This window comes from Streptomyces sp. NPDC058650 (genome assembly GCF_042717315.1).
In the GTDB taxonomy this organism is placed as follows: domain Bacteria; phylum Actinomycetota; class Actinomycetes; order Streptomycetales; family Streptomycetaceae; genus Streptomyces.
The window spans coordinates 204,978-218,507 of the sequence record NZ_JBHXRL010000005.1 but is presented as its reverse complement, the minus strand read 5'-3'; the positions used below and the strand labels follow the sequence as shown (position 1 = coordinate 218,507).

The window sequence follows — 13,530 nt, the reverse complement described above, 5'->3', positions numbered from 1 at the left end:
GGAACCGGCACAGCGGCCCGGCACCGGCATCGTCGTTGTCCGTGGCGGCGCGGCGCGGCGCGGCGCGGTCGAGCCGGGAGGCGCGGGCGGCTTCAGCGATGCGGGCTCACTCGCCCGTGACCGAGCCGAAGTCGGTGCCCGTGCCCAGGAAGAGGCCCGCGCCGAGGAGGATCATCGTCGCCGGGACCATCAGGGTCGTGATGACCATGGTGGCCTTCGGGACCGCCTTCGCCGCCTTGCGGCGGGCGTTCTGGGCGTCCGTCCGTCGCATGTCGTTGGCGATCTGGATGAGCGTGTCGACGATCGGGGCGCCCAGCTCCTCGCCCTGCTGGAGGGCCGTGACGAACTGCGCCACCTGCTCCGAGTCGTTGCGGCGGCGCAGTTCGTCGAAGGCCTGGCGGCGGCTGACGCCCATGTCCATCTGGCGCAGGGTGATGCGGAGTTCGTCGGACCAGGGGCCCGCGTACTGCTCCGCGACCCGTTCCAGGGCCTGGCGGAAGCCGAGGCCGGCCGAGACGACGACGGCCAGGACGTCCAGGAAGTCCGGCAGCGTGCGTTCGATCTGGTCCTTGCGGATGCGGACCGCCGACCAGATGCCGACCTCCGTCCAGAACGCGCCGAACGCGAAGAGGAGGAGCGCGACGAGGACCGATCCCCTGCCCAGCATGAGCAGGCCGCCCAGGACGCCCAGGAAGCCGTAGACGGCCCGCCTCGCCCCGTACCGGTCGATCGTCAGTCCGCCGGGGTTGCCCGCGAGGTCGATGCGGCGGCGTACGGCGTTGACCCGCTTGGGGCCCATGAGGCGCAGGACGGCGGGCGAGTAGCGCATGCCGAGGCGGTCGACGGCGGAGTCCACCGCGCCGGTACGGGTGGCTCCGACCTCCAGGGCGAGCTTGAGGTCGTCGGGGAGGCGGGCGTCGGCGCGGTAGAGGCGCAGGCCGTAGGCGATGCCGGCGACGGCGAGCCCGGCGAGCAGGGCGAGAAGGAGGTCCATGGCGCGCGCCCGTCCTATACGTCGATCTTGGAGAAGCGGCGGATGGCGGCGAAGCCGACCACGTACAGGGCGCAGGCGGCGACCACCGCGAACTGCCCGAGGGTCGAGCCGGTCATGCGGTCGAGGGCGCCGGGCTGCATGTTGTCGATGAGCAGGAGGGAGCCGACGCCGATGACGGGGACGGCGTACGCGGTCATGCTCACCTGGGAGAGCTGGGTGCGGACCTCGCGCCGGGTCTCCTTGCGCTCCTCCAGCGTCTCGGTGAGGTTCCGGAGGGAGGAGACGACGGTGCCGCCCGCCCGGTTGGCGAGGACGAGCGTGGTGACCAGGACGACGAGTTCACGGGAGGGGAGGCGTTCGGCCAGCTCGCCGAGGGCGTCGTCGAGGGAGGTGCCGACGGCGAGTTGTTGCGCCACCTTCTCCAGTTCGTCTCCCGCCGGGGACTCCAGCTCGTCGGCGGCGAGACTGAGCGCCATGCGCAGGGCGAGTCCGGCCTGGGTGGCGTTGGCCAGGATGCGGGAGAGCTCGGGGAGTTGGTTGATGAACTTCTCGATGCGCTTCTGCCGCTGCCAGTTGAGGAAGCCCAACGCCACCCACACGCCGAGGAGTCCGCAGATCGGACCGAAGAACGGGGAGAGCGCGGACTGTCCGACCACCCAGAGGACGGCGACCGTCACCGCGAGGCCGACCGTGAACTCGCCGGGCGTGACGTCGAGTCCGGTCGCCGCGATCCGCAGTTCCAGCTTCCGGCCGAGGGACGTCCGGCGTACGCGTCGGTCGATGCCCCGGAAGTGGCGCCTGCGGCGGCCGGACGTCTCGGGCTCGTTCGTCTCGTCGAGCCGGGCGACGAGCGCCGCGTGGCGGCGGGCCCCGCTCGCGTACACCTGGACGCCCGTCACGCCGAGGACGCAGCAGAGCAGCGCCACGCCGAGCGTCAGCCACACGGGATCGGTCATGGAAACTCGGCTCCTAGTTCGCTTCTCGGGTGGCAAGCCCGGCGTCGGTCGCGGCCACGCCGAAGGCCTGCGGGATGGGCTGACCGGCCATGTAGAGCCGCTCGGCGACCCGCCGGGGCAGCGAGTGGTAGGTGAACTGTCCGTACACCCGGCCGTCGGCCGCGACCGGCTGCGCCTGGAAACGGCAGATCGTGGCGAGGAGGAAGCGCTCGCGCCCGTGGGAGGCGAGGACGGCGATCTCGGTGATCCGGCGGGTGCCGTCCGGGTGCCGGGTCAGCTGGACGAGGACGTCCACCGCGCTGTTGATCTGGTCGCGGAGCGCCTCGAAGGGCACCTTCACCTCGGACATCGAGGCGAGCGTCTGGAGCCGCATCAGGGCGTCCTCGGCCGAGTTGGCGTGGACGGTGGCGAGCGAACCGTCGTGGCCGGTGGACATCGCCTGGAGCATGTCGAGGGTCTCGCCGCCACGGACCTCACCCACGATGATCCGGTCGGGCCGCATGCGCAGGGAGTTGCGTACGAGGTCGCGGATGGAGATGGCACCACGGCCCTCGATGTTCGGCGGGCGGGCTTCGAGGCGGATGACGTGGGCCTGCTGGAGCTGGAGCTCCGCCGAGTCCTCGATGGTGATGATCCGCTCGCCCTCCGGGACGAGACCGGAGAGGGCGTTGAGGAGCGTCGTCTTCCCGGTGCCGGTGGCGCCGGAGACGATCAGGTTGAACTTGGCCTGGACGAGCCCGGAGAGCAGGAGCAGCATCTGCTCGTCGAGCGAGCCGAGGCCGATCATCTCGTGGAGCGTGTACGCGCGGGGGAAGCGGCGGATGGTGAGCGTCGCCCCGGTGAGGGAGAGCGGCGGGATGATGACGTTCACGCGCTCGCCGGAGGGCAGCCGGGCGTCGACCATCGGGTTCGACTCGTCGACGCGGCGGTTCACGGTCGAGACGATCCGCTCGATGGTCTGCATCAGCTGGTCGTGGGAGGCGAAGCGGAGCGGCAGCAGCTCGACGCGGCCGGCGCGCTCGATGAAGATCTGGTCGGGGCCGTTGACCATGATCTCGGTGATCGAGGCGTCTTCGAGGAGCGGTTCGAGGACGCCGAGACCGAGGGCCTCGTCGACGACGCGGCGGATCAGCTGGGCCCGCTCGGCCGTGGAGAGGACCGGTCCCTCGCGGCTGATGATGTGCCCGAGGACGCGCTCCAGGCGGGCGCGCCGCTCGGCGGCCGCGAGCGCGGACATCTCGGTGAGGTCGATCTCCTCCAGGAGTTTGGCCCGGAAGGCGGCGACGAGGTGACCATCCTCCCGGCCGGCTCCGGCGCCCTTGTCCTCGGGGGCGTTGATCCGGGCACGCAGACTCATGACGTGTCGTCCCTCCTTCTCATTCGTCGTCCTCGGTGGGCGGGGTCAGCGGCATGGTGGCGGTCTTCACGATGGGGTCGAATTCCCAGAAGGGGAGGACGCGGGGGATCTGGACGGTGACGGTGGCGACCACCTGGTCGCCCACGGGGGGCGTCACCTCGATCTCCGCCCGGCGCGAGATCCAACCGCTCACGGCCGCGTGGCCGGCCGCACTGGACCCCGGTCCGCCCTCGACGTCCGTAGTCGCGGCCCGGGCAGCGGCCCGGGCCGCCGTGCCCGCCTGCTGGGCGGCGTACGCGGCCATGCCGAGCTGGAGGCCCGCGAGCCCGACGATGAGCAGGAGAGGGAGGAAGCCGAGGTATTCGATGGCGGCCTGGCCTCGGTCCCGGGCCCTCGCACGGAGGTGTTCGCTCATTGCTTGAGTTCCTCCTCCGAGATCGCACCCGCTGTGGCCGACACGGGGAAGAGGCCGACCGTGCCCGGGGCGATGGCGGGGACCTGGACCACCACGGTCAGGGTCGCCATGCCGCCGCTCGGGGAGCAGCCCCCCACCACCGCGCCGTCCCGCCACGCCCCATCGAGGTGTCGCAGCGCGGCCTCGCTGTGATCCCCGCCGACCGCGCACGCCCGCGCTCCCTCGTCCGCCGCATTGGCCGCCAGCGTGTACGTGTAGCCGACCAGGACGACCTGCCACAGCAGGGCGAGGGTGAGCAGGATCAGCGGCACCATGCCGAGGAACTCGATCGCCACCTGCCCTCTGTCGTCGTCCCGGTACGCGGCTCGCATCGCTCAGCGGCCTCCGGTGCGGCGGCGCAGACCGAGCGAGCCCCGGTCGCCCGCCCGGGCGAGCTCCTTGCCGGGCCTGCCCTGCTGACCGGGCGCGGGGGTCGCCTGGACCAGGCCCAGTTCCCCCGCGAGCGACCACAGGGCCTGCTTGACCGTCGAGCGGGCGTCGAGGTCGTGCAGCCGGCCCGCGTCGACGACGGCCTGGAGTTCCTTGAAGTTGGCGGGGACGGAGACGCCCGCCGTCCGGGTGCCGGTGATCTTCTGGACGAGGGGCGGCTGGATCTCCGAGGACCGGTGGTGTCGGTTGACCAGGGTGACGGTCTCCTCGGCCTTCCGTACCTGGAGGCGTTCCCACATCCGTACGGTCCGCTTGGCGGCCCGTACCGCGACCACGTCCGGGGTGGTGACGAGCAGCGCGGTGTCGGACATCTCGATCGCGGCGGCGTTGGCGCCGGTGAGCTGGGAGCCGCAGTCGACCACGACGACCTCGTGACGGGCGCGCAGGGCGCTGACGATCTGGCGGGCGGCGCGGTCGGTGACCTCCTCGCCGCGCTCCCCCTCCGCCGGGGCGAGGAGCAGCGCGAGGCCGGTCTCGTGGACGAATACGGCGTCCTGGAGGACGCGGGGCGAGATGTCGGCGATCGCCGCGAGGTCGGCGGCCGACCGCCGGAACTGGACGTCGAGGTAGGAGGCGATGTCGCCGCTCTGGAGGTCGAGGTCGAGGAGGGCGACGGTCCGGCCGGAGGCGCGGGCGGCGAGGGCGAGGTGGACGGCGGTGACGGTGGTGCCGACGCCGCCCTTGGCGCCGCTGACGGTGACGACGGTGCCGCCGGGTCCGGTGGCGAGTTCGGCTCCGGCGCCGAGGTGGCGGCGTACCCCGGCGGACCACTGGGCGGCGGCCTGCACGCGGCTGGCGAGCTCCTCGTAGCCGAGGGGGAGGGTGACGAGGCCGCGCGCGCCGGAGTCCATCGCGGCGGAGAAGAGGACGGGGCTGGCGTCGGCGGTGATGAGGACGACGCCGACGGCCGGGAAGCGGAGGGCGACCTCGCGGACGACGTCGAGCGCGGGGACGGGGCCGATGCGCTCGTGGACGAGGACGACCTCGGGGAGTTCGTCGAGGGACTCGGCGGCGAGCCGGGCGAGGGTGTCGACGAGCTGGGTGGAGTCGGTGACGGGCGCGGCGGGTTCGGCGTCGGGCAGCTGGCTGAGCAGGGTGACGACGGAGCGGGCGGCGTCGGGGTCCCCGACGGCCGGCAGGATCCTGGTGGTCATACCGGCCTCACTTGTCTTTTTCGAGCGTGTAGGTGCGGTCGCGCTGATCGGCCGGGGCGCCGCCGGTGGCCGGGGCGACGAGGGCGAGGCGTACGTGCTCGGCGAAGGACTCGGCGTACGCGACGCGCTGGGTGTCGAGGGTGGAGAGCGCGAAGCTGATGGGGACGGCCTCGGTGGCGGTGCGCCCGGAGCCGCCGTTGCGGTTGTCGATGGGGGTGAGCTTGCCGACGGAGAGGACGCGGGCGCCGGCGACGATCATCCGTGACTGGGAGGGGTCGTCCTTCTTCTCGCCGGCGAAGGTGGCGTAGATGTTGACGGTGGCGCCGGCGTTGATCTTCCCCGCGACTCCGGTGGCGGCGTCGATCATGATCGCGATCTCCTGCTCGCCGGGCTTGAGCTCGGGTTTCCGGACGATCATGTCGCTCTGGAGGAGGGAGCCCTTCTTGAGCTCGGTGACGGCGATCCTGCCCTCGATCTGGCGGAGATCGGTGACGGCGGTGGCGGAGAGCCAGCGCTTGGGCATGGAGATCTTCTCGAACTGGCCCGCGTTCAGGGCGGCGTAGGGGGCCACGTTCTCGCTGAGCCGGTACGCGGTGACCTCCGGGCCGACCTTCGCGTTCACGTCGCTGATGACCGTGAGGACGCCGGCGAAGGCGCCGAGGGCGCACAGGACGGAGAGCAGCAAGAGGATCACGCCGCGGCGCTGGCGGGAGTTCATGGCCGTACTTCCTCGATCGGAGACGTGGGTCTTGGCGGGCGGGGGTGGTCGTACGCGGCGGCGCTCACGGGACCGTGCGGGGGTCGATCGCGGGGCCGATCGCGGGGCCGGGTGCTGGGCCGGGTGCGGAGCCACGTGCGGGGCCGGGTGCGGAGCCACGTGCGGAGCTGGGTGCGGAGCCGGGTCCGGAGCCGGGTGCGGCTCCTATGGCCCGCGTGGCTCCGCGCCCCCCGGCCGGAGCCGGGATCGGGGCCGGGCCCCGGGCCGGGACCGGGTCGAGGGCGGGGGCCGTGTCGCGGGCCGTGCCGAGCACCTGCGTCGCCCCCCGGGCCTGCGCCGTCCCGGACCCCGGTGCCGCCCCGGTCGCCGCCGGTCCGGCGACGGCCGTCAGCGGCGCCGCGCAGAAGCCGCAGCGGTCGCCGATGAGCTCCATCCCGCACCAGTGGCAGGTCTCGCGCCGTACGGAGGAGACGAGCTGGTAGAGAACGGGCAGGTCGGGCAGGTACGCGACGAACTCCACGAGCTTGCCCGTACCCCACCAGCCGGGCGAGGTCTCGGGCAGTCCGGCCTCCTGGACGGGGCTCTGGATCTGCCACGCGGGGACGAGGGCGGTGGCGGGCCAGTCGGTCTGGAGCTGGCCGCGCGCGACGAGGAGCTGCGTGGCGAACTCCGGTCCCGCGAGGCGCTGGTCGCCCGCTCCGCCGAGCCGGACGATCTGCGGCGTGGGCCCGGCGAGGACGGCGAAGTGGGCTCCGGGCAGCCAGCTCTTGAGGTGGGAGGAGAGGCTGACGGGTACGCGGTCGAGGCGGGACACCGAGCCGAGTACGGCCCCGGCGTAGATGTAGTGGGCGAGCAGCCTGGCGGCGGAGGCGAGTACGCCGGGGCTGAAGTCGCAGGCCGCCAGCTGTCGTAACTGCCGGACGAGTACGGCCGCGCCGAGCGGCGGCAGGTCGGTCCTGACCAGCGCGATCCGGTCGCTTTCGAGGAGGCCGCGGACGGCGAGCAGGCGGCGCTCGACGGCGGCGGGTGCGGAGGTGGGGCAGACGACGACCACGCTTCCGTACCGCGTGAGGAGTTGCTGCATGTCGGCGACGGAGGCGTCGAGGGACCGCGTCTCGGGGCCCGGGAGCACGGCGGCGTTCGGTGTCTGCGGGTCGGTCGGCGGCAGCACCAGGTCGGCGCTGGTGACCGCGATCGCTGTCGGCACGTCAGACCCCCGTCCCCTCCGGCCTCCGGGGTCCCGGGAGCCGCAGATCACCTACCGCGTTCGCGGCGTCACCGCAGGGCGCCGCCGCCTCTGCACCCTATCCACGCCACCCGGGGTGGTGAACACACAATCCGCCAAGCTCCCCCCACTTTCTTCGGGCCCCGCAGTGGGCCCACCGGCCCTTTTCGCCGTGACTCCACCGCCGCCGAACGCCGCTTGCCGCCGGAGGTCTTGACAACGCGATTGGTCTGGACCAGCTTGTGCGACAACGGTGGCCACCGTCCGCACCCCCGCATCAGCCTCGTACCCCCGTACGAGCCCCTCCGTACGACGACGTACGGCACCTCCACATCCCCAACTCCCCCACCGGAGGATGCACGTGGACCGCACCACCACCCGCCCGCACGCACGTCGATGGCTCGGCGGAGCCCTCGCGATCGCCGTCGGCTCCGGGCTCGTCCTCGTCGGCGGAGCCGGCACCGCGCAGGCTGCCGACGTCAACGTCGCCAAGAACGCCGGGTTCGAGAACGGCCTCGCCAACTGGTCCTGCTCCGCGGGCAGCGGCGCCGCCGTCTCCTCGCCGGTACGCACCGGGGCCCGCGCCCTGAAGGCCACCCCGGCCGGCCTCGACAACGCCAAGTGCGTGCAGACCGTGGCCGTCAAGCCCAACTCCACGTACACGCTGAGCGCCTGGGTCCAGGGCGGCTACGCCTACCTCGGCGCGAGCGGCACCGGGACCGGCTCGGGCAGCGTCTCCACCTGGACGCCCGACAGCGCCGCCTGGAAGCAGCTCACCACCACCTTCACCACCGGCGCGAGCACGACCTCCGTCGAGGTCTACACCCACGGCTGGTACGGCACGTCCCCCTACCTGGTCGACGACGTGAGCGTCTTCGGCCCCGACGGAGGCGGCGGCCAGGACCCCGACCCCGTCATCCCGGCCACCCCCGCCGGCCTCACCGCCGGCACGGTCACGTCGAGCTCCGTCGCCCTCAGCTGGGGCGCGGTCTCCGGCGCCACGGGCTACAAGGTCTACCGCGACGGCGCCAACCCCCAGACGGTGACCGGCACGTCCACCACCGTGACCGGCCTCACCGCCGACACCGCCTACCAGTTCCAGGTCGCCGCGACGAACTCCGCGGGCGAGTCCGCCAAGTCCACGGCCGTGTCGGCCCGCACCGCCAAGGTCACCGACCCGGGCCCCGGCCCGGCCGTGCCCAAGCACGCCCTGACCGGCTACTGGCAGAACTTCGACAACGGCGCGACCGTCCAGAAGCTGCGGGACGTGCAGGCGCAGTACGACATCATCGCCGTCTCCTTCGCCGACTCGACCACCACGCCCGGCCAGATCGTCTTCAACCTCGACCCGGCCGTCGGCTACGCCTCCACCGCCGACTTCAAGGCCGACGTCGCGGCCAAGAAGGCGGCCGGCAAGTCCGTGATCATCTCGGTCGGCGGCGAGAAGGGCAACGTCACGATCAACAGTGACGCGAGCGCGACCGCCTTCGCGAACAGCGCGTACGCCCTGATGCAGGAGTACGGCTTCAACGGGGTCGACATCGACCTGGAGCACGGCATCAACTCCACGTACCTGACCAAGGCGCTGCGCCAGCTCTCCGCCAAGGCCGGTTCGTCGATGGTCCTGACGATGGCTCCGCAGACCATCGACATGCAGAACACCGGCACCGAGTACTTCAAGACGGCGCTCGCCGTGAAGGACATCCTCACGGTCGTCAACATGCAGTACTACAACAGCGGTTCGATGCTGGGCTGCGACGGCAAGGTGTACAGCCAGGGCTCGGTGGACTTCCTCACCGCGCTCGCCTGCATCCAGATCCAGGGCGGTCTCGCCCCGTCCCAGGTCGGCCTGGGCGTCCCCGCCTCCACGCGGGGCGCGGGCAGCGGCTACGTCGACCCGCAGATCGTGAAGAACGCGCTCGACTGCCTGACCAAGCTCACCGGCTGCGGCACCTACAAGCCGGCCCAGGCCTGGCCGACGCTGCGCGGAGCGATGACCTGGTCGACCAACTGGGACGCGACGGCCGGCAACGCCTGGTCGAACGCCGTCGGCCCGCACGTCCACAACCTCCCCTAGCGGTACGGGATTTCCCGCACGCAGCGCCGTCGCTCCCCCGGCGGCGCTGCGTCGCGTTTCCGCGCGACCGCCACCCGGTCGGGGGCGAAGCCCGGCGCGGGACGCGGCGGCAGCGGGGGCGGAGGGACGGGGCTACGGCGAGTTCCGGCCGTGTCCCCTTCGCGGTGGCGCCGCGGCCGCCGCGCGATCGGCCCAGGTAGACGGTTTCCACGCCGCCGTCACCTAGCTTGTGCTCGATGACGTATCCGCTCATGAGGGCACCACCCGGGACGGCATGGCCGAACTCATCATCTTGACCGGTCCATGACATGCCTTCACCATGTGGCCGGACACCCGCACGAGTTTGTCGCACTCCCCCACACTCCCCACCCAGGAGACACCATGCGACGTCCCACCCGCGGCAGAAGGTCCGCCACCCTCGCGGCCCTCGTGGCGCTCGCCCTCGCGGCGCCCCTCTCCGCTCTCTCCTCACCCGCCGGGGCCGACCCGGCGCCGACCGCCGCCCGTATCGCCTCCGGCGCCGAGGAGGTGATCCGGCAGTACGAGATCGCCGGACCGTCCACCCCGGCCGCCCGCACCGCGCTCACCGCCACCGGCGTCTCGATCGACGAGGTCGACGCCCGCTCCGTCGTCGTCAGCGCCAACACCGAACAGCTGAAGAACCTCAAGGCACTCGGCTACAAGCCGGTCGCCCTCCCCGGCCCGCCGAACCGCGACATCGCCGACGGCCACACCCACGACGAGCCCGGGGGCCAGGCCGTCGGCCCGCTCGACTTCCCCTCCGCCGACGCGAGGTACCACAACTACGCGGAGATGAACGCGGAGATCGACCAGCGCCTCGCCGCGTACCCCTCGATCATGCGCAAGCAGGTCATCGGGAAGTCCTACCAGGGCCGGGACATCGTCGCGATCAAGATCAGCGACAACGTCGCCAGCGACGAGAGCGAGCCCGAGGTCCTCTTCACCCACCACCAGCACGCCCGCGAACACCTCACGGTCGAGATGGCGCTCTACCTCCTGCGCGAGCTCGGCGCGGGCTACGGCACCGACTCCCGGGTCACCAACGCCGTGAACGGGCGCGAGATCTGGATCATCCCCGACCTCAACCCGGACGGCGGCGAGTACGACATCGCCTCCGGCTCCTACCGCAGCTGGCGCAAGAACCGCCAGCCCAACTCCGGTTCCTCGTACATCGGTACGGACATGAACCGGAACTGGAACTACAAGTGGGGCTGCTGCGGCGGCTCCTCCGGCTCCAAGAGCTCCGAGACGTACCGGGGCACGGCCCCCGAGTCGGCCCCCGAGGTGAAGGTCGTCGCCGACTTCGTCCGCTCGCGCACGGTCGGCGGCAAGCAGCAGATCACCGCGGCCATCGACTTCCACACCTACAGCGAACTGGTCCTCTGGCCCTTCGGCTGGACCACCGCGAACACCGCCCCCGGCATGACCCAGGACGACCGCGACGCCTTCGCGACCGTCGGCGGGAAGATGGCGGCGAGCAACGGCTACACCCCCGAGCAGTCCAGCGACCTCTACATCACGGACGGCTCGATCGACGACTACCTGTGGGGCGTGCACAGGATCTTCGGGTACACGTTCGAGATGTACCCGGCGTCGTCCGGCGGCGGCGGCTTCTACCCGCCCGACGAGGTCATCGAGCGCGAGACGAGCCGCAACCGCGACGCCGTCCTCCAGCTCCTGGAGAACGCGGACTGCATGTACCGCTCGATCGGCAAGCAGGCGCAGTACTGCACGGCCTGACCTGACCCACGTACGAAGCGCAGAGGGCGCCCCCGCGGACCACCGCCGGGGCGCCCCCGCACGTCACGCGACGTCGCACCGCTCAGCCGAGGACGGCGAGCGCGTCGATCTCGATGAGGAGGCCGGCCGGGAGGCCGACGTACACGGTCGTCCGGGCGGACGCGGGGGCCTTGAGGCCCTGCTCCTGGAAGTACTGGTTGTAGATCGCGTTCATCTCGGCGAAGTGGTCCACGTCGGTGAGGTAGACGCGCGTCATCATGACGTCGTCCCAGCTCGCGCCGCCCTCCTCCAGGATCGCCTTGACGTTGGCGAAGGTCTGGAGGGTCTGCTCGCGCAGGGTCGGGCCCGCGACCGTCGGGGCCTGGCCCTCGACGGCGGGCAGGAAGCCGACCTGACCGGCGACCTGGAGGATGTTGCCCTTCTTCACGCCGTGCGAGAACTGCGCGGGCGGGGCGGTGTGGGTGGCGGGCGTGAGGGCGGTCTTCTCGAGTGTCATCCGTTGTCCTTGGTAGGGGCGGTGCCGGAGTACTCCCGGCTGATGTCGTCCGCGGTGCGGCGCACCAGCGGGAGGAGACCGAGGAGTTCCTCGGCCGTGACGACCACGTTGGGCGCCGAGACCGACATGGCGGCGACGACCCGGCCGTCGGCGCCGCGGACCGGGGCGCCGACGCAGTTGATGGACTCCTCGTGGCCGCCGAGGTCGGTGGCCCAGCCCTGTTCGCGTACGGTCGCCAGCTCCTTGAGGAAGGCGGCGGCGTTCGGGGTCGAACGGGGCGTGTACGGGGGGTAGTCGAGCTTCGCGGCGACGGCGCGGCGGTCGGGCTCGGGCAGGTCGGCGAGGAGCAGTTTGGCGACGGCGGCGACGGTGATCGCGACCGGTTTGCCGATGCGGGAGTACATACGGACCGGGTAGCGGCTCTCGACCTTGTCGATGTAGAGGACCTCGCCCTCCTCGTACACGGCGAGGTGGACGGTGTGCCCGGTCTGCTCGTTGAGGGCGGCGAGGTAGGGGTGGGCGATCTCGCGGACGTCGAGGTTCTCGACGGCTTCCTGGGCGAGGGCGAAGAGGCGGGCGCCGAGTCGGTAGCGCTGGTCCTGCTGGCGGTGGACGAGGCCGTGCTCGTGGAGGGTGCGCAGCAGCCGCAGGGCGGTCGACTTGTGGACGCCGAGCCGTTCGGCGACCTGCCCGAGGTCGGCGGGGCCCTGGGCGAGCAGCGGCAGGATGCTGAGTGCCCGGTCGACGGTCTGGCTCATGGCGTACGTACCTCCTGGTCCTCCCCCGTCCAGCCGGGGCCGAGGTGAAGTGTGCCCCAGGCTCCGGCGTCGAGGGCGGCGAGCCGGTCGGCGCGGGCGCGGCGGGGAGGGACGGCGACGTCGCCGGGGACGGTGAGGGCGGCGGCGGCCATGAGGTGGCCGTGGCGGAGCCGCGTGGCCATGTCGAGCCCTCGGAGGGTGGCGGAGAGGAAGCCGGCGGCGAAGGCGTCGCCGGCTCCGACGGGCGCGACCACGTCGACGCGGGGGGCGGGGACGGAGGTGACGGTGTCGGGCCGAAATTCAGCCCCGCCGGCGTTTGAGGCGCGGGGGGCCGGGGGCAGAGCCCCCGGTTCGGGAAGGGGCGGGGTGGGGAAGGAAGCCGCGCAGCGCTCGAACGCCACCGCCCCTTCCCCACCCCGCTTCACCACCAGCACGGCCGGTTCCGGCAGGACCCCACGGATCGCGGCCGGATCGCGGAGGCCCCACAGCGTCTTCGCCTCGTCGGCGCCGACGAAGACGAGGTCGGCGCGGCGCGCGAGTTCGAGGAGCACCTCGGGGGCGCTGCCGTCGCGCCACAGGCCCGGCCGGTGGTTGACGTCGAAGGAGACGAGCGGGCGGCCGGGGCGCGGGGCGGTGAGTTCCCGCATGAGGGTGAGGCAGTCCTCGGAGAGGGCCGCGGTGATGCCGGTGAGGTGGAGGACGCGGCCGTCGGCGACGGAGGCGTACGGCACGGTCTCGGGCGACATCGCGGAGGCGGCCGATCCTGCCCGGTAGTAGACGACCTCGTGCGCTTCGGTGGCCCGGTCCTCGTCGGTGCGGAAGTAGACGCCGGTCGGCCGGTGGGGGTCGCGGATGACGGCCGTGACGTCCACGCCGTACGCGCCGATCGTCTCCACCAGGTGGTGGCCGAAGCCGTCCCGGCCTACGCGGCCGACCCATCTCACGCGGTGTCCGGCGGCGGCGAGGGCGCAGGCGACGTTGGACTCGGCGCCGCCGATCGCGCGGGCGAAGGAGGGAACGTCGGCGAGGCGGCCGGGCCGGGAGGGTAGGAAGGTGATCATGGACTCGCCGAGGCAGACGAAGTCCGGGGGCGCGGGTGAGCGAGAGGGCGCGGGTGCGTGTGACGGCGC

13 protein-coding genes are annotated in these 13,530 nt (G+C 72.3%); 2 read left to right on the top strand and 11 right to left on the bottom strand.

All coding sequences use genetic code 11. The features are described 5' to 3' along the window. Window positions 1-106: 106 nt before the first annotated feature. The 8 genes from ACFWWU_RS11250 to ACFWWU_RS11215 all read right to left on the bottom strand — a co-directional run bounded on the left by ACFWWU_RS11250 (window position 107) and on the right by ACFWWU_RS11215 (window position 7,290). Window positions 107-994 carry a DUF5936 domain-containing protein gene (locus ACFWWU_RS11250; protein WP_384142373.1) on the bottom strand — a complete coding sequence of 296 codons (888 nt, stop codon included), beginning with the start codon at window positions 992-994 and terminating at the stop codon, window positions 107-109. A 14-nt stretch (window positions 995-1,008) separates the two neighbouring features. Then, a complete protein-coding gene (locus ACFWWU_RS11245) occupies window positions 1,009-1,950 on the bottom strand; it encodes a type II secretion system F family protein (RefSeq protein WP_384142370.1) in 942 nt (313 codons plus the stop codon). Between the two features lie 13 nt (window positions 1,951-1,963). Then, on the bottom strand, window positions 1,964-3,307 hold the full coding sequence (locus ACFWWU_RS11240; protein ID WP_384142367.1) for a CpaF family protein: 1,344 nt from the start codon (window positions 3,305-3,307) through the stop codon (window positions 1,964-1,966). A gap of 19 nt (window positions 3,308-3,326) precedes the next feature. Continuing rightward, window positions 3,327-3,722 (bottom strand): TadE/TadG family type IV pilus assembly protein, encoded by a 396-nt coding sequence (locus tag ACFWWU_RS11235; protein WP_384142364.1) that lies wholly within the window; start codon window positions 3,720-3,722, stop codon window positions 3,327-3,329. Beyond that, entirely contained in the window at window positions 3,719-4,057 is a 339-nt protein-coding gene (locus tag ACFWWU_RS11230; RefSeq protein ID WP_384142361.1) for a TadE/TadG family type IV pilus assembly protein, read from the bottom strand. Before ACFWWU_RS11230 ends, ACFWWU_RS11235 begins: the two co-directional genes overlap by 4 nt. A 39-nt stretch (window positions 4,058-4,096) precedes the next feature. Next, complete coding sequence (locus tag ACFWWU_RS11225) at window positions 4,097-5,365, bottom strand: CpaE family protein (protein ID WP_384142358.1); 1,269 nt, start codon at window positions 5,363-5,365, stop codon at window positions 4,097-4,099. 7 nt (window positions 5,366-5,372) lie between these two features. Next, entirely contained in the window at window positions 5,373-6,083 is a 711-nt protein-coding gene (cpaB, locus tag ACFWWU_RS11220) for a Flp pilus assembly protein CpaB (RefSeq protein WP_384142355.1), read from the bottom strand. Between the two features lie 64 nt (window positions 6,084-6,147). Beyond that, complete coding sequence (locus ACFWWU_RS11215; protein WP_384142352.1) at window positions 6,148-7,290, bottom strand: hypothetical protein; 1,143 nt, start codon at window positions 7,288-7,290, stop codon at window positions 6,148-6,150. A gap of 373 nt (window positions 7,291-7,663) precedes the next feature. On the opposite strand from ACFWWU_RS11215, the gene ACFWWU_RS11210 reads away from it, so the two are divergent. Together ACFWWU_RS11210 and ACFWWU_RS11205 are read left to right on the top strand one after the other, a co-directional pair. After that, the gene (locus ACFWWU_RS11210; protein ID WP_384142349.1) at window positions 7,664-9,385 is read left to right on the top strand and encodes a chitinase; all 1,722 of its coding nucleotides are present in this window, start codon (window positions 7,664-7,666) and stop codon (window positions 9,383-9,385) included. Between the two features lie 381 nt (window positions 9,386-9,766). After that, window positions 9,767-11,146: a M14 family metallopeptidase gene (locus ACFWWU_RS11205; protein WP_384142346.1), complete on the top strand. Its 1,380-nt coding sequence runs from the start codon at window positions 9,767-9,769 to the stop codon at window positions 11,144-11,146. An 82-nt stretch (window positions 11,147-11,228) separates the two neighbouring features. Here ACFWWU_RS11205 and ACFWWU_RS11200 read toward each other — a convergent pair whose 3' ends face one another. The 3 genes from ACFWWU_RS11200 to ACFWWU_RS11190 are packed head-to-tail and all read right to left on the bottom strand — an operon-like array spanning window position 11,229 to window position 13,461. Further along, window positions 11,229-11,642 (bottom strand): RidA family protein, encoded by a 414-nt coding sequence (locus tag ACFWWU_RS11200; RefSeq protein WP_384142343.1) that lies wholly within the window; start codon window positions 11,640-11,642, stop codon window positions 11,229-11,231. Continuing rightward, window positions 11,639-12,400 (bottom strand): IclR family transcriptional regulator, encoded by a 762-nt coding sequence (locus tag ACFWWU_RS11195; RefSeq protein ID WP_384142340.1) that lies wholly within the window; start codon window positions 12,398-12,400, stop codon window positions 11,639-11,641. Before ACFWWU_RS11195 ends, ACFWWU_RS11200 begins: the two co-directional genes overlap by 4 nt. Continuing rightward, window positions 12,397-13,461 carry a sugar kinase gene (locus ACFWWU_RS11190; protein ID WP_384142337.1) on the bottom strand — a complete coding sequence of 355 codons (1,065 nt, stop codon included), beginning with the start codon at window positions 13,459-13,461 and terminating at the stop codon, window positions 12,397-12,399. Before ACFWWU_RS11190 ends, ACFWWU_RS11195 begins: the two co-directional genes overlap by 4 nt. Window positions 13,462-13,530 lie beyond the last annotated feature (69 nt).

Coding starts and splice junctions, on each gene's coding strand:
- ACFWWU_RS11225 (WP_384142358.1), bottom strand. CDS start 5,365: ATGACCACCAGGATCCTGCCGGCCGTCGGGGACCCCGACGCCGCCCGC.
- ACFWWU_RS11235 (WP_384142364.1), bottom strand. CDS start 3,722: ATGAGCGAACACCTCCGTGCGAGGGCCCGGGACCGAGGCCAGGCCGCC.
- cpaB (WP_384142355.1), bottom strand. CDS start 6,083: ATGAACTCCCGCCAGCGCCGCGGCGTGATCCTCTTGCTGCTCTCCGTC.
- ACFWWU_RS11190 (WP_384142337.1), bottom strand. CDS start 13,461: ATGATCACCTTCCTACCCTCCCGGCCCGGCCGCCTCGCCGACGTTCCC.
- ACFWWU_RS11240 (WP_384142367.1), bottom strand. CDS start 3,307: ATGAGTCTGCGTGCCCGGATCAACGCCCCCGAGGACAAGGGCGCCGGA.
- ACFWWU_RS11245 (WP_384142370.1), bottom strand. CDS start 1,950: ATGACCGATCCCGTGTGGCTGACGCTCGGCGTGGCGCTGCTCTGCTGC.
- ACFWWU_RS11205 (WP_384142346.1), top strand. CDS start 9,767: ATGCGACGTCCCACCCGCGGCAGAAGGTCCGCCACCCTCGCGGCCCTC.
- ACFWWU_RS11195 (WP_384142340.1), bottom strand. CDS start 12,400: ATGAGCCAGACCGTCGACCGGGCACTCAGCATCCTGCCGCTGCTCGCC.
- ACFWWU_RS11200 (WP_384142343.1), bottom strand. CDS start 11,642: ATGACACTCGAGAAGACCGCCCTCACGCCCGCCACCCACACCGCCCCG.
- ACFWWU_RS11250 (WP_384142373.1), bottom strand. CDS start 994: ATGGACCTCCTTCTCGCCCTGCTCGCCGGGCTCGCCGTCGCCGGCATC.
- ACFWWU_RS11210 (WP_384142349.1), top strand. CDS start 7,664: ATGCACGTGGACCGCACCACCACCCGCCCGCACGCACGTCGATGGCTC.